The sequence below is a fragment of the Bilifractor porci genome, from assembly GCF_009696005.1.
In the GTDB taxonomy this organism is placed as follows: Bacteria; Bacillota; Clostridia; order Lachnospirales; family Lachnospiraceae; genus Bilifractor; species Bilifractor porci.
The window spans coordinates 405,022-424,472 of sequence record NZ_VUMV01000002.1 but is presented as its reverse complement, the minus strand read 5'-3'; the positions used below and the strand labels follow the sequence as shown (position 1 = coordinate 424,472).

Sequence of the window (19,451 nt, the reverse complement as noted above, 5' to 3'; positions counted from 1 at the left end):
CATTCAGCATAAATATGCACTTGGTTCCCCGAATTTCTTCGGTCACAACACAGGGAGATAAAATAGGCTAAACAGCCCGATATCCCTGTGAAATCACTATGTGATTAAAAAACAGCAAGGACAGGAAGTGTGTATACACTTCCGCAAAATTGCCAATTTTGGTTCCCTACCCAAAATTAAAAAATACAAAAAATGAAAAAATCACACTTGTCTCATGATTCAAATTTTTATATTTTTTGTTCATACCACTTTTTGTACTTATACTATTTTTCATATTTTTTTCATTCCTCCAAAATCAAAAAAGGACATCAACGTTTATTTGTTGACATCCTTCGTTTTGATTTTTTAAGGAATTTTTATTTTATCTGATTTTAAGAATGTTATTCGATACTAAAATTAAATTCTTGCCTGTCACTACATTCTTCAGATATTTCCAGACCGTCTTATGAGCAATTTCCAAACTATTCCTGCAACTTTCCCTGCTGTAATTCATCGAACAGCGCATGCGCAAGTGCACTCATGATTGCACGATATTTTCCAGCATCCTCAAACAGCTTTGTATATGTCTCTGTGCTTTCAATGTATGCTTCCTGAGCAGCATCATCGAATAACTGTGGGAAGATATTATTCTCAAAAATCTGTCTACCATCAGTCTGAGCCGATTTCATCAGTTTTTTATTATTCTTCAATTTCTGATGTAAGGCTGTAATCACAACCCTGTCACCTTCGGTAAATGCTCCCATATATTGCTCATTGATTTTCTCTATTACCTGTTCCAAAGGGCTAAGAGTTTCCACCATTTTTACTGGTTTCTTCAATTTTGCCGGATCATAAACACCTTTTTCTTCTTTCATAAGCTCAATAGAGCCTTCATATGTTTTCTCAAGATTATAATATTCAAGCCTTACTCTATCACCAAGAACAAATGGTATCGTCGGATCCGCAGGAACTATCTTTGCCAAGTAAGAACAGAAAATATATTCATTATGTAACGGTTTATCAAACATACGTGTGATCTGAGTAATATATCCATACCACTTTACAAACGATCTACATGTTTTACGAAACTGATATCTTTGTTCTTGATTTAAAGAATTGTATTTCTGCTGAATAGGCAACAAGGCATTAGTAATAGCAGCCTGCGTTTTATTTGCCTTACGTTTATCCTCATCGAAATAAATCTTATTTACCTTTTCAATATCTGTATCATCATATACTTTGAATCCTCGTAGCATCTTTTGAGTCTTATAAATCAAATCCGTATTGATTTCCTGAGACAGAGAAGTTTCCTGATAAAATGGCTGGAATGCCTTTAAGATATCATCTTTAGTATTTACAAAATCAATGATAAAGGTGTCCTGTTTATCTGGATGAGTACGATTAAGTCTGCTCAGTGTCTGAACAGCTTTTACATTTCGCAATTTTTTATCTACAATCATCGTATGGAGCAATGGCTCATCAAAGCCAGTCTGGTATTTCTCCGCAACTATTAGGATATTCCCGTCATCATGGAACACCTGTTTTGTCTGAGCTTCGCTCACTCCATTTAAGCTACTTTCTGTCCATTCTTTTTCGGTTTGATCATCTGGATCTTTGATTGATCCAGAAAATGCAGCCAAGATTTCCACATCGTTATATCCGTTTGCTTCTAGATATCTCTTTATTTCATGATAATAGCGAACAGCAGCTAATCTCGATGATGTTACAACCATCATCTTTCCTTTACCCTTAATCTTCTGCTTCGTCACGTTACGGAAAGTCTCAACAATAATTGCTGCCTTCTGCTGAATGTTATATGGATGTAACTCTTCATATTGTTTAATTACCTTTAATGCTTTTGACTGCGGAACATCGGGATTATCTTTTGTGTTCTTTGCAATCTGATAACAAGTCTTATAGGTGGTATAGTTCTGAAGAACGTCCAGTATAAAACCTTCTTCTATCGCTTGGCGCATGGAATACACATGATATGGATGAAATGAACCATCGTTCCATTCTGTACCAAACATCTCTAAAGTTTGCCCCTTCGGTGTAGCTGTAAATGCAAAGAAAGATAGATTCTTATGTTTTCCATGAGAAATCATTTCTTTTACCAAACGTTCATTATCATCCAAAAGTTCTTCTTCAGCTTTTCCTTCCAGTTCAGCATATTCTTTCAGGGCATCGGATACATCAGCAAGTGCTGTCTTAAGTTTCAATGCAGATGTACCGGTCTGAGATGAATGTGCTTCATCAACAATAATTGCAAAACGCTTATCCGTTGTATCATCAACTTCTTCATAAATCACCGGAAATTTCTGTAATGTCGTAACGATAACACGCTTTCCAGCATTCAATGCATCCCGTAAATCTTTAGAAGATTTCTTTTCATCAATAGCACATACACTACCAAGAGTATGATCAAATCCCGTAATTGTCTCCTGTAGTTGTGCATCCAGATTTCTTCTGTCTGTCACGATTACTACAGATGTGAAAATTGGCTCATTTGCATCATTATGAAGAGATGCCAGCCGGTATGCAGTCCAAGCAATAGAGTTGGATTTCCCAGAACCAGCGGAATGCTGAATCAGATAATTATGTCCCGACCCGTTTTCTCGTACATCAGCAACTAGTTTGCGAACCACATCCAACTGATGAAATCTCGGAAAAATTAAACGTTTCTTTGTAACATTTTTTCCATCTTTCTTTTCGGTTTTAACTTCAAAACTAATGAATTTCTGAATGATATCCAACAAACTGTCTTTCTGTAATACATTCTCCCAAATATAAGATGTTACATAATCATCATCTTTTGCCTGTGGGTTACCCGCACCACCATCATTACCGGCACCATTAGAGCCCTGATTGAACGGCAAGAAATAGGTATCAGCACCTTTCAATTCCGTTGTCATCCATGCTTCATAAAGGTCTACTGCAAAATATGCAAGGATACGATGATTCAGCCAAAAAGCAGGTTTTCTTTGATCACGATTATACTGCCACTGCAATTTTGCATTATCTACATTCTGCCCTGTAAGCTGATTCTTTAATTCAATTGCAACCACAGGAATTCCATTGATTGCAAGCATCATATCTACAGAATTATTATTCTGTTCCGAATAATGCCACTGCCTGATACACTGGCATACATTTTGGGAATATCTTTTCACAGCAACATCATTCAGTGTGGATTCCGGTTTAAAATAGCAAACCCTAAAATCCATTCCACGATGCTTGAAGCCATGACGCAACACAGACAGCAATCCATCCATCTGCACAGCATCTTCAAAACATTTATAAAACTTCTTGTATGGGTCAGAATTACATTGTTTCTCAAAACGCTGCCACATAATTGGCTGAGTTGCTTTCACAAACCCAACCAATGTATTAATATCCAACGCCATACCAAGAGAAGAAGCATATCCGGCATCTGTTGCCTTTTCATACCCACCAGCGGATGAGACAAGAAAGGCTTCAATATTCGATTCAAACTGTTTTTCATTTTCAGCCATAGGTTATACCACCCTTCTTTTTCCTGTCACAACTTCATAAATCAGTGACTTTTTGTATGCTTCCAGTTCTACAACCAACTCAAGTTTTTCATGAATCAATGCATCAAGCTTTTTACTTTCTGCAGTTATGAAATCTGCAATTTGTCTCTGTTCTTCAAGTGGAGGAAAACATATTCTCAAATTTTTAAAATAAGTCCAATATAATCGAAGGCGAAAATCTGCAACACCATAAGATAGACCACGAATTTTCTCTGTAAATATTGGTGTCCTAAGTAAAGCTTCAACATATCTAGAATCCAGTTCACACTTTGGTCTTGCAACAACATACGCTGGACTAACTAAACCTTCAACCTGTGCAGCTCCAAATCCGCCTTGCCATGCTCTCATCATATTATAAGCAAGATCATTGCGATGAACAACTTTATATACTGATTTATCCTCACTTCTTACAACTTTCCTTATGCGATCATCATCACCGACTTCACCTTCAGAAATTCCAGTATTAATAGAAACCATAAGAATTGGCAAATCTTCACGTCCAGTCTCTTTACTTTCCTCATAAAGAGTTGCAATTCGACGAATTTCCCAATTTGAAGGAATGGATTCTAAATTTTCAATAGTACTTTCTTTCATTTCTACATTTTTATCAAGCCCCTTAGTCACTGCTTCAAAAATCACAGCCTGTTTCAATTCCTTATATTCATCTATACTTGCCTTTACTTCTTCAATAATTTCATTAATTTGGGAACAGGTTTCATCCAAATAATCAGCAATAACTTGCTGTTCATCATAATCTGGTACAGCTACTTTCTGATGAAGTATATCATGCGATGATACACGCAAACGAATCTCCAAAATGCCATTTGCAAACTGACGTAATCTTTTCTGAAATGGTTCCGTTTGAAACAAATAATTCATATAACGAATATCAATCTGCGATTTTGCTGAATAAACATAATATACAGGACTAACACACCCTTCATATTTGGATAAACCAACAGAGCCAATCAAAATATTCATACTATTAGCAACAATAGTATTGGGATATACAACTTTATAATCTTCTAAATTCTCTTTTGACTTATTACCTTGATTCCCTCTTTCAGAATATGGAATAACACCATCGGTATTTGTCAAAGAAAGAATATTCATTGTTACAATCGGACTGTTTTTTTGATTTATTTCATCTAAACATGCATACAGAGGCCTGATATACCAATTCTTCGGAATAAGACCAACCCATTCAATACCTGTATCTTTCATTTCTTTTTCAGGATTAATTACTGTTTTCACAATTATTCACCCCCGAACAATTCATGCAATTTTGCCATCAAGCCCTTTTCATGTTCTTCGATACGTGCAGCAATCACACCTGACGGTTCAATCTTCTTATATTCATAGAATGTTCTGGTGAACGGAATTTCATATCCAACTTTCGTCTTGGACTTATCAACCCAAGCATGTGGATTATATGGAATAACCTCACGTTCAAAATAAGCATCAATATCTTCTGCCAATGGTACATTCTCCGTGTCACGCTTAGATGTATCTACCATCAGCTTATTTTTCTTCATCATAACGTTTCCATTTTCATCGAACTGAGGTGTTTCCACTACAATTTTGTTATATCCAAGGTCAACAGAATCCATAACCTTACTCTTTACAATGATTGCATTACCATTTTCTTCAATCCCTTTGTAAGTTTCATCCACATAAGCACCATACGCTTTAACAATCAGATCACGACAAGCTTTTGTAATATCAACATTCTTTAAACCAATATTCTTACGTCTGCTAGATGCACAATTTGATGCATCGATCAACTGAACCTTCCCCTGATGTGTTACAGGTTTATTTTTCATAACAAGCCAGATATAAGTAGCAATACCTGTATTATAAAAAGCATTGTTTGGCAACTGCACAATAGCATCAAGCCAGTCATTTTCTATCAAATATCTACGGATTTCAGAAGGACCAGAACCAGCATCACCATTGAATAACGAAGAACCATTCTGGATTATTGCCATCTGTCCATCATCTTTTAATTTAGCAAGTCCATTCAACATGAACAGAAGCTGTCCATCACCTTTTGCCGGTAATCCAGGTGCGAATCTCCCTGCTGTACCTTTCTTAAACTCCGCTTCAACTTCTTTTTCTTCACGTTTCCAAGGAATTCCAAAAGGTGGATTGCTGATAATATAATCGAACTTATACCCACTGAATTTATCATCAGATAAAGTATCACCAAACTGCATATTATTGGGGTCACCACCACGAATAAGCATATCCGCTTTTGCAATACCAAATGTAAACGGATTAAATTCCTGACCAAATACAGTAACATCAGCATCCGCATCCATCTGTTTCAATCGTTCTTCCATACAGGTAAGCATCTGTGACGTCCCCATTGTCATATCATAAACTGTTTTGGATATACCATCACCTGTAAAAGCATAGTCATCTCCAGCCACAAGAAGATCACTCATCAGATAGATAATATCACGACTTGTGAAATGAGCTCCGGCTTCTTCATTATATGACTCAGAAAATCTACGGACTAAATTCTCAAACACATAACCCATGTCTACAGCACTGATCTTCTCAGGAGAGAAATCGCCACGATCAGTACAAAAATCAGAGATCACCTGATATAAAAGACCTGCTTCTGACATATGCTTAATCTGAGAATCAAAATCCATACGTGCAAGAATATCCTGTACGTTATCAGAGAATCCATTCAAATATGCCTTAAAGTTATCGACAATATTTTCAGGATCGGCAAGCAGTGTCTTAAATGTAAACGGACTGGTGTTATAAAACTGGTAACCTGAAGCTTTCTTTAAAAAACCATCTTTTACAGCCAGTTTTTCAACTTTTTTGTATGTATCCAAAACTGCCTGATGTGTAGGCAACAGACAATCGTGGAAGCGTTTAATTACTGTCATAGGTAGGATAACCAAACCATATTCATGTGGTTTATATGCCCCTACAAGATCATCAGCTACAGACCATATCAAGGCCGCTGTATCATTGGAATTTTTACTAACGTTTGTAATTAAATCATTACTATTCATTTTTTCCTCCATAATCATAAGCGTATACTGATTTACACAACATACGTTCTAAATTCAGACCCGCTATTTTTTCAAACTCATCCGGAATCAGATAATCATTCAGAACTGTGCGAAATTCTCATCTGTTCTCTATTATTTATTCGATCCTGAACATATCTTCTTTCTCAAATATTTACCCAAAATATTATAGTTACAGTATACCACGAAGCAATAAAATCGTGTTGGCGAAAATACGAATAAAACTGCATCTGCTATATGATTATTATCATTCCGGTTTTATCCTCTTATCATTATTCAACAATCACTTCTTTGGATAAATCATAGGAATATTGATAAACGATCATATTATCCTTAATTTCAATATATACACTGTGCGCTTCTGTCAATAAAGAATTCCATACATCAACCCATTCAGGTGGAGTAGAATCCAAAAACCACATTTTATCAAAGGCAAGTTCGATAGTGCCCCATAGATCATCCTTTTTTTGTTCAGTTTTTATATTCATACCCATGTGTTCTGCAATCTCCAATGCAGCCTTTTGCAAAAGTGTAAACTCAACAATTTTCTTAGAATCAGGGATTTTCTTATGTTTTTTCATACGTGCTTCCGCTTTGCGAATAAGTTCCTTTACCTCTGCTTCATGCCGGTTTTTTTCTTCCAATTTTTCTTCTTCTGTCATTTTTGCTTTTTCTGCTTCCAGCTCCCTTTTTATTTCTTCATCTTCACGTTTTGCAATATCAAAAAATCTCTTTTCAATCAACATATTCTCCACCTACCCATAAAAAAAAGAAACAGTCAACATTTTCGTTACAACTGTTTCCTTTATTTCTGAAGTCCTCGGAGCATAGCCATTACTACCGCTTGTTCTTTTTCATCAAGACCGTCCCAAATCTTTAAGACCTCTTGTTGTGACTCAGATAAATTTACCGGAACATCTTTTCCCGCAAAGAACTGAGCCATTGTTACTCCCAGTGCGTCACATATTTTTTCCACAGTAGGCATTGTTGGTAGACTTTCTTTAGCAATGATTTTTCCAATCGAAGATTGAGATATACCTGTCAGCTGTGACAGCCGATATTTACTCATATCACGTTTTTTGCACAAAGCTACAATATTGTCTGCAATATAATCCTCTGTACGCAAGTAAATACACCTCTCTTCCGATAGTAGTTACCTTCATTGTACCTACAAATCGGCAAAAATATTAGAGATGTATCTTGCAAGCATTTACTAAGGGAAACAGAAGTATTTGTCCAAAAAAAATAGCACTATATGATATCGTACTCCATTGCTGTCAATCTACTGTCTAAGCGCTCATATTCTCTTTGTACCTCTTCAATTTTATCATATAGTTCCATCACTGTCGAACCTTTTATCATTTTATTTTCTTGGCACATCTGCCGGAACTTTCCTTTGTACTCCCGCAGTATTCTTCCTTTTTCCTCTAATCTCTCCAGTGCTTTGATTTCCTCATTATCTGCCATGTATTTTCCTCCCAGACATAATTTTTAATACACAAATGATAACCCTTTTTTCGTTGTTGTTCAATTACAACTAATCGCCTTTTTCTCCCATCAATCGACAATCTTCTTTTTGCTATATACATATGATATACTTCTTTTTATACAACTAATTGCTATTGTATAGCTCACCATTTTTCTATCTACAACACAAAAAAGTCAAGTTGTGATGGAAAGGAGGTGAGGACATGGAAATAAATTATGCACTTATAGGCAAACGTATAAGAGAAACCCGCAAACAACGAGGTTTATCTGCCGAGGAGCTGGCTGAAATTGCTGATCTTTCTACTGTTTATATAAGCTATATAGAAAATGCCAAGCGTAAACCCAGTTTAGAATCTTTAATCAAAATTAGCAATGCCCTTGAAATTACTATTGATGAATTACTCTACGGGAACTTGCTATACAATCCTACGGAATATCAAACTGATATTGATTTATTAATGGCAGATTGCACCAGCACCGAAAAACGTTACATATTCGAGGTTCTTTCAGCCATAAAGAACATTTTACGAATCAATGATTGGCATCTATCCTCAAACCATAATTACGATGCTGACAACCCGAATGATTATTAAATCATTCAATAACAATCAAATATCTATTTCTACATAAACCATCCGTTAATCACTTAACCGATGGTTTATGTCTTTTTCAATCCAAAAATTCTATGATAGTTATATCAACTATAAAGGATGTCGCTACTGATGAAAGAAAGTGAAGAACGAAGCAGTAATATTGATGAACAGAAAGCCCGAATTCGGCAAAGATATAAAGGTATTGATCCAGAAGAACTGGAAGTAATTCCAGCACTTCCACCAGAGGATATTTTTAAAACAGAGAAAAAACTACGAGTGGCTGTATATGCAAGGGTATCTACGGATGATCCACGCCAAACATCCTCATATGAATTACAGAAAAATCATTATCAGGATGTAGTAAATAAAAATCCAAATTGGATTCTTGTAGAAATATATGCCGACGAAGGCATTTCCGGCACTTCTCTTCAACACAGGGATGCATTCAAAAAAATGATCAAAGATTGTGAAGCCGGAAAAATTGATTTAATCATAACAAAAAGTGTATCCCGATTTGCAAGAAATGTTGTTGACTGTATCCGATATGTACGAGAGCTTTCTTCACTCCGTCCACCCGTCGGTGTGTTTTTTGAAACAGAGCATCTAAATACGCTTGATCCCAAAAGCGAAATGATCCTGTCATTCATGTCAACACTTGCGCAGGAAGAAAGTCATACCAAAAGTGAAATTATGAATTCTTCCATTGAAATGCGTTTTCGTCGGGGAATATTCCTTACACCTCCTCTGCTCGGATATGACCAAGACGAAAATGGCGATCTTGTAATCAATCCACATGAAGCTAAAATTGTGCAGCTTATTTTTTATATGTATCTGAATGGAAGCAGTGCGCAACAAATTGCGGATTCCCTGACAGAACTCGGTTGTAAAACAAAAAAGAATAATGATGTCTGGTCATCCAGTACCGTACTACAAATCCTTCAAAATGAACGCCATTGTGGGGATGTTCTGGCGAGAAAAACATGGACTCCGAGTTATCTTGACCATAAATCAAGGAAAAACAATCAAGACCGTAATCAATACAGAAAAGTCGGACATCACGAAGCTATTATCTCCAGAGATGATTTCATAGCTGTTCAAAAATTAATTACAAATGCGAAATATGGGAATAAGGAGATTTTACCAGAATTACATGTGATACAAGAAGGCTCTCTAAGTGGATTTATAAGCATCAATCCAAGATGGTCTGGATTTAAAGCCAGAGACTACTTTGAAGCATCTCAAAGCGTCCTTAAACCGACAAATATGAATACACCTGATACAATTACTGCTTCCGCCGGTTCCTTCGATTTAAGAGACTATGAAGTTGCCAGAGGACAATTTTTCTCCTCTGTTGGTCGGATTTCTGTTTCTTTTTCATATAAACAGATCTCTTTTAACAAAGATGCTATACGGAAATTTCCAAACACCAAATTTGTTGAAATGCTGATACACCCAAGTTCAAAACTACTTGCAATCCGACCATGTTCCTCTGAAACCAAAAATAAAGTGCAGTGGTCACGTCTCAAAGATGGTCAACCTATTCCAAAACCAATTTCCGGTGCTGCATTTTTGCCAACATTATACGAGATATTTAAATGGGACAAAAAATGCAAATATAGAATAATAGGAGTTGCCCACCAGAAAGACAATGAAAATGTCCTTATTTTCAATATGAACGATACAGAAATACGAATACCGACAAGTACCAACGACGTATCCTGTTCCGATAACAACGCACCTGATACAATATCTGATTCTAAAAGTGTGTTAGCTTATCCTGCCGACTGGATGAATGGCTTCGGTAATAATTACTATACTCAGTCGCAAGCACCAGAACTAACAGAATTTACAGCGGAGAAAAACTGGCAAACCACCTCGGAAAGTAAACCTTATAAAGAGCCTGAGCTACAAACCACTCCCAAAGAAACCATTATACAAAATATAAAGAATATTATTACAGAAATTAAAGGAGACACCTAATGAGCGATCAACCTATAAATCAATGGAATATGACCACAGAACCTTCTGATATGATGAAAATCAACCCACCTATGCCAATAACAGTCGCATCCAGCCCCACAAATCAAATGGAAGTCATTGACGATGATTCTTTCAGTTATGACGGTTATCAAGTTGTACGTGGCGAATTCTTCGCTCATATTTACGAACCTTCGTTTACATTTAACAACTACAAGGTATCTGTAAATACCGCCTGCATAAAAAAACTACCCGATGTCGAATATGTGCAGATACTAGTCAATCCCATTGAAAAAAAACTGGCTGTCCGTCCCTGTCGAGAAGAAGAAAAAGACTCTTTTCGTTGGTGTTCCTCTGGGAAAAAACGTTCGCCAAAACAAATCACTTGCCGGATTTTCTTTGCTAAAGTGATATCTCTCATGGACTGGAATCCTAATTATCGTTACAAGATTCTCGGCAAGCTAATTCGTTCTGGCAATGAAATACTGTTCATTTTCGATTTAACTTCACCGGAAATATTTCCTCGTACACTAAAAGACAATGGAACTGTAACCACTGCCAGGACACCTTCTTATCCTGAAGAATGGAAGAATCAGTTCGGTATCCCAGTGGAAGAACATCAAAAATCAATGCAAGTCAATATATTTGAAGGCTACGCAGTATTTGACATACAAGAAAAGAAAAAAGCAACTGATAAATCCACAGAAAAAACAAAAGAACCATCAACAGCAGAAAGCGAGGAAAAATCCTATGAACAACAAACACTCTTCCCATCCACTAATATGTATTGACTTTAAAAAGAATCGTATACGAATCCACCGCAATACACTCCGGCAAATTGGTAACCCAGAATATATTCAACTTCTTGTTAATCCTGATCAAAAAATGATAGGTATAAAGGCTAGTTGTGCAGAGGATAAATTGGCACATAAAGTTAAGGATTATTTTGTTATCAATGGTAACAGCTATGAATTGTACAGCCGAGAATTACTATATTCACTTTCCCAGCTTAACCTTTCTTGGGAGAAATTTAATATTTTTCGTTTAGAAGGCAATATTTACCCAGAGAAGAAAATAGCTCTATTTTCCATGGATAACATCATCACTAAACTGCCACAAGCAGAATTAAAATCAGAAATAATGGGAGATGAGTATGCACAATTATAGTATATATACATTAAAAACAAAACCAGAATTCACAAATTTGTATCAATATCTCAGTGGAAAAGATTATAAACAGCTTGAACAACAGATATTATGTCATTCCTATCACACCCCCATCTGTACATGGAATGGTATTGTCATTAATGGCATAGAAGCATATGAATTATTTCGCAAACACAGTATTCCTTTCCGCATAAAAAGACTCCATTTTTCCAGTAAAGAAGATGTAATTTCATGGATATGTACTGACCAACTTCAACGAGAGGATTTAACCAATACCAATAAAAAATACCTGATTGGGAAAAAATATAATGCTGAAAAAATATTAATTTCAAGACAACTTTCATCTACGAACAAATCTCATATTTCCGGTGCAAGCATCGCAGCAAAAAAAGTATCCGAAGAATGTAATGTAGCAATGGCTACCGTTCACAAATATTCTGCTTACAGTCATGCACTAGATATAATTGATGAAAAAGTTCCGGATCTTGTCAAACGAGTCCGTTCTGGTCAGCTCTGGATTTCCCAAGCTAATATTATTGAGCTTTCAGGATTATCAAAAGAGCAGCTTTTAAGTCTAAACAACTACCTTCTTGCCGAAAAGATAGAACATCTCAGTTATCATGATATGAAAAGGGAATTACTGTGGAATAATTACGCCAAACCAATGTTAGAGAAAAAATCTTCCGTTTCTATTCCTTCTATACGCAACCTGCCACAATTCGATCCAGATGCGGAAATTGCAAGCCTTACGCTGACGATTCCCTCGTGGAACAGTTCTATCGAAAGAGTATTAAAAGTTTCAGATTTTAAAATTGCATCTGATACAGCAAAAAATAAGCTTAAATATCAGCTTATGTGCCTAATATCAACCACAAATACTATTTTAAAAAAATTGGAGGAAATATAATTATGGATGGAAATACCGAAGATTTACAAAAGTTTGTTCCCCAAGTGCATTTTGAGCAAATACCAATTAAAAATTTATGTTCAAATCAAGATTACCAACGTAATCTGTCCATCAAACACGTTCAGCGTGCTGCAGCTAATTTTGACCTTTATCAGATAAATCCTGTAAAAGTAAGTAGACGTGATGGAATAAATTATGTGTTTAACGGACAACACACTATAGAGATTGTCGCTCTCGTCTCTGGATCAAGAGAAACTCCTGTCTGGTGTATGGTTTATGATGATCTTGTTTACACCCAAGAAGCAGATATTTTTGCAAATCAGATGAAATATGTCAAATCGTTATTACCTTATGAAATATTCATGGCTAATATTGAAGCTGGTAATGATAGAGAACTTATTATTCGTGACCTTGTTGAATCGTATGATCTCACTATTACTTCTTCCTCTCGCCCCGGAGGTATATGTGCTGTATCCACTTTAATTAATATCTATGAAAAATATGGTTTTCACACTCTTGATCGTGTTTTACGCCTTTGCGTTGCCACATGGGAAGGTGCGCCTATGTCCTTTAGTTCCAATATGCTTAATGCTATTGCTCGTCTGGATAATGCTTATGGAGATACAATGAAAGATGACACCTTTAAAGAAAAAGTAGGACGTGTCTCTGTCAGGGAAATCAGTCGTACTGCCAGAGAACGTCGTGCCGGTTCATTAGGATTCGCAGAAGCTCTTTTACTAGAATACAATAAGAAATCCAAGTATCCACTTCCTTTTGAGAAATTATACACTCATAAAACACCAAAAAAAAGGGAACAATCAACTGAAAATGAATCCGATCAAAGTTCCACTCCAGAAGGTCAATTAGATTTATTTTCTACGGATCAGGACAATACTCCGGCTCTGCCAAACGAATAGCGCAGAGCCTTTATCCTTCGTTCTGTCCATACTTTCAAAAAGGATGCCCTACTTTAAGGCTCCCTTTCATGCAAGCACCTTTTTATCTTAGCCCAAATTCATCCTCCGCTCCATCCTCCACCTTATATATGAATACCCATTCCAAATATTTGCTTTTACCGGATACTCTTTCATGTAAACAAATACAGTGTGATATTTAATAAAATGTAATCTACACCAATTATGTATATCCTTCATATACAAGTTATTCATACCATTCACCCACTGTTCTAAAGACCATATATCTTTATCTGACAATAACTCCATTATGAACAGTACATTATAATATTGAATGACACCTACTCTCTTCCCTTCCTCTATTAACCTTTTACACAATAACCTATACTTAATGTTCATAGCGTTCCTATGCTCTCCCTCTAATCTATAATATTCCATCCTTATACACGTTATATATATAATTATTATATAGTACATATAAGGCATACCAGAAAATCCACTGCCTCTGCGCCCCGGACCTCTCCGACGATAATCCTGTCCGGACGCATGCGAAGCGCCGTCCGGATCAGATCCCGGATAGAGACCTCCCTGCACTCCTCCATGGACGCGTCCCTGGCCTCCAGGCGGACCAGATTGGAAATTCCCCTGAGCTGGAGTTCCGCGTTATCCTCGATGGTGATAATCCGCTCCCCCTCCGGAATGCTGCCGGACAGGGCATTCAGAAAGGTGGTCTTTCCGGTGGACGTCCCTCCGCCTATCAGGATGGAATATCTGGCCTGCACAAGATCCCCCAGAAATTCCGCCGCCTCTTCTGTGATGCTGTCCATCTCCACAAGCCTCTGCATGGTAATCGGGTCATCCGGAAATCTCCGGATGGTAAGCACCGCACCGTCCAGCGCAACCGGAGGAAGCACCACATTGACGCGGGCTCCGTTTTCCAGCCTGGCATCTGCAATCGGCTTCTGCTCATTGACAACCCGGTTGCAGGCGCCGGCAATCTGCTGGATCACGTCCTCATACCTCTCGCGGGAAGGAAAGCTTTTCTCCCAGCGACGGATGACTCCGTCTTTTTCATAAAAAATTTTCCTGTAGCCGTTTACCATGATTTCCGTGACAGCCGTGTCATTCATCAGCTCCTGCAGGACATCCAGCTTTCCCACGGAATACAGAAGATTTTTCCGGATCTGCTCCTTCTGCGGAAGCGTAAGAGGGGGATTTTCCTGCCAGATCAGCCGGTCCACCGTCTCCTGAACCTCTTTCTCCGAGTAACCCTCTTCCCCCAGCTGCTCGGTCAGCATCTTCCGGAGCCTTTCTTCTGTCCGGAAAGGGGTTTCCGTCTCCTCCCTTTTTTCTTCAGGATACCGGAATCGTTTTTCCTGACTACTCCGCTTCACGCTCCATCTCCCTTACAAAACGATAATAGGCTCCCTGTGTCACCGTGAACACCAGATCCTCCTGCGCATCCTCCCAAGAAGGCGGGACAATCACATGCATCCAGGGCTCGTCCTCCCGCATGCCGGCACGTTTCATCAGCTTCCGGAAATGAGCCAGGCAAAATCCGGATACCCTGTCTGGACCGACAGGCAGGTAGAGTTCCGAGCACTCCCTCAGAAGGTCGGGAAGGCTTTCCAGACCATCCCCGAAATCTGCCAGAAGAACCGAGTAATCCGTGTGATCCCGGATCGAGCAGAACAGTGTTTTCCACTCCTCTGCACTGATATCCCGCAGATCCTCCGGGAAGGAGGCCGGAAGAATATAGTCGAGATTTCCCAGCGTCTGGATCATTCCTTCCAGAAAGTAAAACAGATGTCCGTTTTTCCTTCTGCTGAAATACACCAGGTCGCTGACGGTTCTTCCCGAAACCCCCACCCCCAGTGATTCCGCCGCCTCCTCCAGTCCCGACAGCGGATCCAGATTCAGGTACAGGACACGACCTGACCGGGCAAGATACCCTCCGAGGGCAAGATCAAACAAGATCTTCCCCGGACAGCCGGAGGGACTGTAGACACCGGCCAGCCGGAACTCTTTCTTTCCGCCCGCAGCCGGATTTAAGGCCGACTGTTCCGCCGCATAACAGTCCATCACCTCGCGGATGATCTGTGAGGACGGCTGGTACTTAAAAATCTTTGCACAGTCCTCTTCTTTCTGCGCCTCTTCCTCCCGGCCGGGTATCTCCGAGAGGCCCTCGGAAAGCATCATCCGCTTTCCGACAGAAAGCTGTCTGACCTGCTCTGTCATCGCCCGTTCGGAAACCAGAAGAATATCAATCGGCCTCTCTGCGACAAAAGCGCAGAGCGTGTCCGCAGATGTAAAAGCATGAATTTCAAAAGGAATCCCCTTTCTTTCATTCAGGTATTCCATAAAGTTTCTGGCATATGCCTCCTCTACGTCACAGACGGCCAGAACCGCCCTCCGGCAGACATGCATCAGACACCTCCAATCCAGAGCAGGACACTCATCAGAACAGGTATGGTCATATGGACAGACTCCGCATATTCTCCGGTCTTCCTGTAAACAGGCCTCCCAGACCGGCCGGAGGTCTTCCGGATTCCGTGCCCGCAGACCTTTTTCAGATAATCGGTAAGATATTGGATTCGCGGCAGGAAACTGCCGCCGGAAAAGAGAAGAAGGACTGAAAAAGCAGCCCCGAACAGGAATGTCCGGAACACACAGCGCAAAATGGCAGACGGTCCGAGGATTCCTCCTATAACCATAAGAAGTTTGATGTCCCCGGCTCCGACAGACCGGTATAAGACCAGCCACACGGGAAAAAGAAGAAGAAATGGGACGGCGGCACCGGCGAAATACGCCCCTAGTCCGGGCGGCCCGAAGTCTGCCAGCCGCTGGCACACGGCAAGAAGGGCGCAGATGAAAATCCACCCGTTCGGAAGCTTCATTCTGTCCAGATCCAGAAGGGCGGAACCGGAGCAGACCATCAGCGCCAGTGCATGTTCAGCTGTCAATCTGCATGCCTCCAGTCTGATAAAACTTTTAATACGGCCGCCAAAACCGCAGACGGATAACGGCGCCGGCTTGTAAGAAAACAGTGGAACCGAATTCCGGACGGAACCCGAAAGAAATGAGTTATGTAAATCTGTTGTATTTTCATCCTATCAGGCAGGGCAGCTTTTGTCTATAGACAGAATAGACAGAATCCCTCCGGAGGTTTTGTAAAACCTGCCGGAGAGATTCCCCCCGCTTACAGATATTCGCGCAGATCGGGAACAGCCCGCCGCAGGGCCGCTCCCACGCTCTCAGCCGGCCTGCACGGCCCCGCTGTCTGCGCTGTTATAATAGACACCTTCTGTCTGCTGGCCTTCCGGCGCCGCTGCCAGCGAGTAAGGCTGGGAGTAATAGCAGACAACAGGCTCCTGAATCTCCACAAGATTAAAAATCTGCGCCGCTGCAGAAGCCGGAAGGTTCACGCAGCCATGAGAACCGTCGCTGACATAGATGGTTCCTCCGAAAGCCCCGCGCCAGGAGGCGTCATGCAGGCCTATTCCTGTATAGGTAAAGGGCATCCAGTAGCTGACGGGCTGCGTATAGGTGTAGTAATCCTTCTTTCCGGGGATAGCGTCGCCCACCAGCGTCGCATTCTGCTTTTTATCCAGAATTTTATAGACGCCTTCCGGCGTATAATAGGACTCGTTCATCGTTCCGGAGACAATATCCGTCTCAAAAGCGACGGCGCCGTCCCTGTACACCCACAGGTGCTGGCGGCTCAGATCAATCTCTACATAATTCTGCCCGATTCCTGAATTATCGTCACGGGCGGCATATTCTGTCTGCACCCGGCACGGCTCCCTTGTCGTCACGGTACCGCTGTCCAGCTCCTGCGTAAGCTGCGCCGTCTCCGCCGGCTCGTCGATCTCATAGCCGTAGTAGCCGGTTCCCTTTACCGTAATATTGCCGATTCCGGTGGCAGGAAACGTGCGGTCCCTGTTGATGGTATCGTGATCCGCCGCGAGCTGGGACACAAAATCCGAGATATGCTGATTCCACACCGCGTCGTCCCTGGTCCATGTCCCGTCCGCATTCTGCGTCAGCCACCCTGAAGTGGTCGAACCGTCCAGCGTGACCTCCGCTCCGGGAAGCCGGTATGTGATGCTGGCTCCCGTAATCTGGTTCAGCTGCGACAGATGCGCCTGGAGATCCGCATTGTCCTGCCTTACCGCGGGCTGCACATAGACGCCCTCTGCCTGTTCCAGATTCAGTGTCTCTGCGCCTCCCGAGAGTGCCTGTTCCACCGCCGAGACAAAAGCATCCCGGTTCAGGGCCGTTCCCGGCGTCTCCGGAATAATGACAAATCCGTCGTCCTGTTTCTCTATCTTTGCATCCTCCGGCTGCGTCCATCCGGATTCCTGAAGCTCCGGAAAGCTGTCCAGAAGCTGTGTCAGATCCGATGTCCTGTACGCAAGTTTCCCTTCCGGGAGTGCCACAGTCTTAATATCCGCATCGGAAGAGTCCGCGGCTGCGGATGAGGAATCCCGAAAGATACCTTTTACGGTCTGGGACGCCCCGTTCCGGAACTGAAGCGTCAGCTGGTAATCCGCCGGATCCGCTGTCTGCTTCACCGTCTCCGGTGTGTTTTCCTGCGTCCTCTCCGCCACGGATCCGGTGACAGCCGCCTGCGCCGTCCCATCCTCTTTTCCGCTTTTTGCAAACGACAATACCCCGTAGGCAGACAGAAGTCCTCCAAACACAAGCACTGCCGCCAGCAGCAAAAGCATCCGGTTTTTCTGCTTCTTTCTTCTTTTCTTCATAGAACCCATTTTCCTGTCTGCTGTTGTCTTTTCTGCATTCTTTGCTGTTTCTGATTTCCGCCGGTTCCAGATGCGTCCTTCCGCAGCTCCCTCCGCCCGACGGAACGGTATTTCTCTGAAACCCCTGCGCCGGATTCTCCAAGCCCGGCGGATTTCGTTTCGTTTCCTACAGATTTCTGCAGTGATCCAGAATATGGCGGTAGAGCGTCCGCACGGCAGGAGCCATAAACTGCGGAGTCAGGGCCGCCAGCCCGATCATCCGGCTGGCCGCCGGCTGCAGAGGATAGCTTTTTACATCATAGGGAATATCTTTCATCACCAGTTCCGGCATGATACAGACTCCCAAACCGCTTGCCACCATGGCGGCCGTGGCCAGATCGTCCACGACATGAAAATCCGTAGGAACATCCAGGCCGTTTTCCTTCATGTAATTCTGGATATCCGCATCTGTCGATTCCCTCTGCACGACAAAATTCATTTTTGCCATTTCTTCCACGGTGATGGAATCGCCGCTGCTGGTTTTCCGGTAATCCTTCGGGACCACACAGACCAGCGGATCCCTGTAAAAGATTTCCAGTTTCAGGTCGCCGGCGCTGGAGGCGGAGAGAAATCCGAAATCTACAATTCCGTTCTTGATCCAGTAGGAGACATCGTCATAGGTTCCCTCGAAAACTTCAATGCGGATGGCGGGGTACTGCTTCCGGAAGGACTTTATGACCTCCGGCATAAAAGAGGTGCAGGCGCTGGAAAAGCATCCCACCTTGACGGTTCCCTGCTTCATGCCGTTAAATTCCGCCACAACCTGCTGCAGACTTTCGTCGCTGTTCAGCACCGCATTCACATAGGGCAGCAGATGTTCCCCGTAATTCGTCAGTGTCACCCCGGCCCGGCTCCGCGCCAATACACTGAAGCCAAGCTCCTTTTCCATCGATGAAATCGCGTGGGAAATCGCCGACGGCGTAAGACCCAGCAGATCCGCCGCTTTATGGAAACTGCCCGCCTCTGCTACAGTCTTAAAAATCTGATAACTTAATAATGTCATTTTTCTTCCCTGTCTGT

17 protein-coding genes are annotated in these 19,451 nt (G+C 41.3%); 6 read left to right on the top strand and 11 right to left on the bottom strand.

Features of this window, described 5'->3' with window-relative positions:
- Nucleotides 1-461 precede the first annotated feature (461 nt).
- The 6 genes from FYJ60_RS04885 to FYJ60_RS04860 form a co-directional block, all read right to left on the bottom strand.
- On the bottom strand, nt 462-3,491 hold the full coding sequence (locus tag FYJ60_RS04885; RefSeq protein WP_154457466.1) for a type I restriction endonuclease subunit R: 3,030 nt from the start codon (nt 3,489-3,491) through the stop codon (nt 462-464).
- A 3-nt stretch (nt 3,492-3,494) separates the two neighbouring features.
- Nucleotides 3,495-4,784 carry a restriction endonuclease subunit S gene (locus FYJ60_RS04880; protein ID WP_154457465.1) on the bottom strand — a complete coding sequence of 430 codons (1,290 nt, stop codon included), beginning with the start codon at nt 4,782-4,784 and terminating at the stop codon, nt 3,495-3,497.
- Between the two features lie 2 nt (nt 4,785-4,786).
- Nucleotides 4,787-6,565: a type I restriction-modification system subunit M gene (locus FYJ60_RS04875; protein WP_154457464.1), complete on the bottom strand. Its 1,779-nt coding sequence runs from the start codon at nt 6,563-6,565 to the stop codon at nt 4,787-4,789.
- Nucleotides 6,566-6,855: 290 nt separating this feature from the next.
- The gene (locus FYJ60_RS04870) at nt 6,856-7,329 is read right to left on the bottom strand and encodes a chemotaxis protein CheY (protein WP_154457463.1); all 474 of its coding nucleotides are present in this window, start codon (nt 7,327-7,329) and stop codon (nt 6,856-6,858) included.
- A gap of 59 nt (nt 7,330-7,388) precedes the next feature.
- Nucleotides 7,389-7,709: a helix-turn-helix domain-containing protein gene (locus FYJ60_RS04865; protein WP_154457462.1), complete on the bottom strand. Its 321-nt coding sequence runs from the start codon at nt 7,707-7,709 to the stop codon at nt 7,389-7,391.
- A 125-nt stretch (nt 7,710-7,834) separates the two neighbouring features.
- The gene (locus FYJ60_RS04860; protein ID WP_154457461.1) at nt 7,835-8,050 is read right to left on the bottom strand and encodes a hypothetical protein; all 216 of its coding nucleotides are present in this window, start codon (nt 8,048-8,050) and stop codon (nt 7,835-7,837) included.
- Between the two features lie 224 nt (nt 8,051-8,274).
- Between FYJ60_RS04860 and FYJ60_RS04855 the strand changes: the two genes are divergently transcribed.
- The 6 genes from FYJ60_RS04855 to FYJ60_RS04830 all read left to right on the top strand — a co-directional run bounded on the left by FYJ60_RS04855 (nt 8,275) and on the right by FYJ60_RS04830 (nt 13,632).
- Nucleotides 8,275-8,664 (top strand): helix-turn-helix domain-containing protein, encoded by a 390-nt coding sequence (locus FYJ60_RS04855; RefSeq protein WP_154457460.1) that lies wholly within the window; start codon nt 8,275-8,277, stop codon nt 8,662-8,664.
- A 129-nt stretch (nt 8,665-8,793) separates the two neighbouring features.
- Entirely contained in the window at nt 8,794-10,644 is a 1,851-nt protein-coding gene (locus tag FYJ60_RS04850) for a recombinase family protein (protein WP_154457459.1), read from the top strand.
- Nucleotides 10,644-11,432 carry an integrase gene (locus FYJ60_RS04845; protein WP_154457458.1) on the top strand — a complete coding sequence of 263 codons (789 nt, stop codon included), beginning with the start codon at nt 10,644-10,646 and terminating at the stop codon, nt 11,430-11,432. Before FYJ60_RS04850 ends, FYJ60_RS04845 begins: the two co-directional genes overlap by 1 nt.
- Entirely contained in the window at nt 11,392-11,808 is a 417-nt protein-coding gene (locus tag FYJ60_RS04840) for a hypothetical protein (RefSeq protein ID WP_154457457.1), read from the top strand. The genes FYJ60_RS04845 and FYJ60_RS04840 overlap by 41 nt, the downstream gene beginning before the upstream one ends.
- The gene (locus FYJ60_RS04835) at nt 11,795-12,715 is read left to right on the top strand and encodes a hypothetical protein (RefSeq protein WP_154457456.1); all 921 of its coding nucleotides are present in this window, start codon (nt 11,795-11,797) and stop codon (nt 12,713-12,715) included. Before FYJ60_RS04840 ends, FYJ60_RS04835 begins: the two co-directional genes overlap by 14 nt.
- A 2-nt stretch (nt 12,716-12,717) precedes the next feature.
- The gene (locus FYJ60_RS04830; protein ID WP_154457454.1) at nt 12,718-13,632 is read left to right on the top strand and encodes a DUF6551 family protein; all 915 of its coding nucleotides are present in this window, start codon (nt 12,718-12,720) and stop codon (nt 13,630-13,632) included.
- 461 nt (nt 13,633-14,093) lie between these two features.
- On the opposite strand, the gene FYJ60_RS04825 is transcribed toward FYJ60_RS04830, so the two are convergent.
- From FYJ60_RS04825 to FYJ60_RS04805, 5 genes are all read right to left on the bottom strand, one after another.
- Nucleotides 14,094-15,023: a CpaF family protein gene (locus FYJ60_RS04825; RefSeq protein ID WP_330579109.1), complete on the bottom strand. Its 930-nt coding sequence runs from the start codon at nt 15,021-15,023 to the stop codon at nt 14,094-14,096.
- Nucleotides 15,010-16,056, bottom strand: a complete 1,047-nt coding sequence (locus tag FYJ60_RS04820; protein WP_154457452.1) for a P-loop NTPase family protein — start codon at nt 16,054-16,056, stop codon at nt 15,010-15,012. The genes FYJ60_RS04825 and FYJ60_RS04820 overlap by 14 nt, the downstream gene beginning before the upstream one ends.
- A complete protein-coding gene (locus FYJ60_RS04815) occupies nt 16,056-16,592 on the bottom strand; it encodes an A24 family peptidase (RefSeq protein WP_154457450.1) in 537 nt (178 codons plus the stop codon). Before FYJ60_RS04815 ends, FYJ60_RS04820 begins: the two co-directional genes overlap by 1 nt.
- A 291-nt stretch (nt 16,593-16,883) precedes the next feature.
- A complete protein-coding gene (locus FYJ60_RS04810; RefSeq protein ID WP_205838964.1) occupies nt 16,884-18,392 on the bottom strand; it encodes a L,D-transpeptidase family protein in 1,509 nt (502 codons plus the stop codon).
- Nucleotides 18,393-18,558: 166 nt separating this feature from the next.
- Complete coding sequence (locus FYJ60_RS04805; RefSeq protein ID WP_154457447.1) at nt 18,559-19,434, bottom strand: LysR family transcriptional regulator; 876 nt, start codon at nt 19,432-19,434, stop codon at nt 18,559-18,561.
- Between the last annotated feature and the right edge of the window lie 17 nt (nt 19,435-19,451).

Excerpts from the sequence above, each read along its gene's own strand:
- FYJ60_RS04885 (WP_154457466.1), bottom strand. The coding sequence starts at position 3,491 with ATGGCTGAAAATGAAAAACAGTTTGAATCGAATATTGAAGCCTTTCTT.
- FYJ60_RS04875 (WP_154457464.1), bottom strand. The coding sequence starts at position 6,565 with ATGAATAGTAATGATTTAATTACAAACGTTAGTAAAAATTCCAATGAT.
- FYJ60_RS04870 (WP_154457463.1), bottom strand. The coding sequence starts at position 7,329 with ATGTTGATTGAAAAGAGATTTTTTGATATTGCAAAACGTGAAGATGAA.
- FYJ60_RS04860 (WP_154457461.1), bottom strand. The coding sequence starts at position 8,050 with ATGGCAGATAATGAGGAAATCAAAGCACTGGAGAGATTAGAGGAAAAA.
- FYJ60_RS04855 (WP_154457460.1), top strand. The coding sequence starts at position 8,275 with ATGGAAATAAATTATGCACTTATAGGCAAACGTATAAGAGAAACCCGC.
- FYJ60_RS04850 (WP_154457459.1), top strand. The coding sequence starts at position 8,794 with ATGAAAGAAAGTGAAGAACGAAGCAGTAATATTGATGAACAGAAAGCC.
- FYJ60_RS04845 (WP_154457458.1), top strand. The coding sequence starts at position 10,644 with ATGAGCGATCAACCTATAAATCAATGGAATATGACCACAGAACCTTCT.
- FYJ60_RS04840 (WP_154457457.1), top strand. The coding sequence starts at position 11,392 with ATGAACAACAAACACTCTTCCCATCCACTAATATGTATTGACTTTAAA.
- FYJ60_RS04835 (WP_154457456.1), top strand. The coding sequence starts at position 11,795 with ATGCACAATTATAGTATATATACATTAAAAACAAAACCAGAATTCACA.
- FYJ60_RS04830 (WP_154457454.1), top strand. The coding sequence starts at position 12,718 with ATGGATGGAAATACCGAAGATTTACAAAAGTTTGTTCCCCAAGTGCAT.
- FYJ60_RS04820 (WP_154457452.1), bottom strand. The coding sequence starts at position 16,056 with ATGCATGTCTGCCGGAGGGCGGTTCTGGCCGTCTGTGACGTAGAGGAG.
- FYJ60_RS04810 (WP_205838964.1), bottom strand. The coding sequence starts at position 18,392 with ATGAAGAAAAGAAGAAAGAAGCAGAAAAACCGGATGCTTTTGCTGCTG.
- FYJ60_RS04805 (WP_154457447.1), bottom strand. The coding sequence starts at position 19,434 with ATGACATTATTAAGTTATCAGATTTTTAAGACTGTAGCAGAGGCGGGC.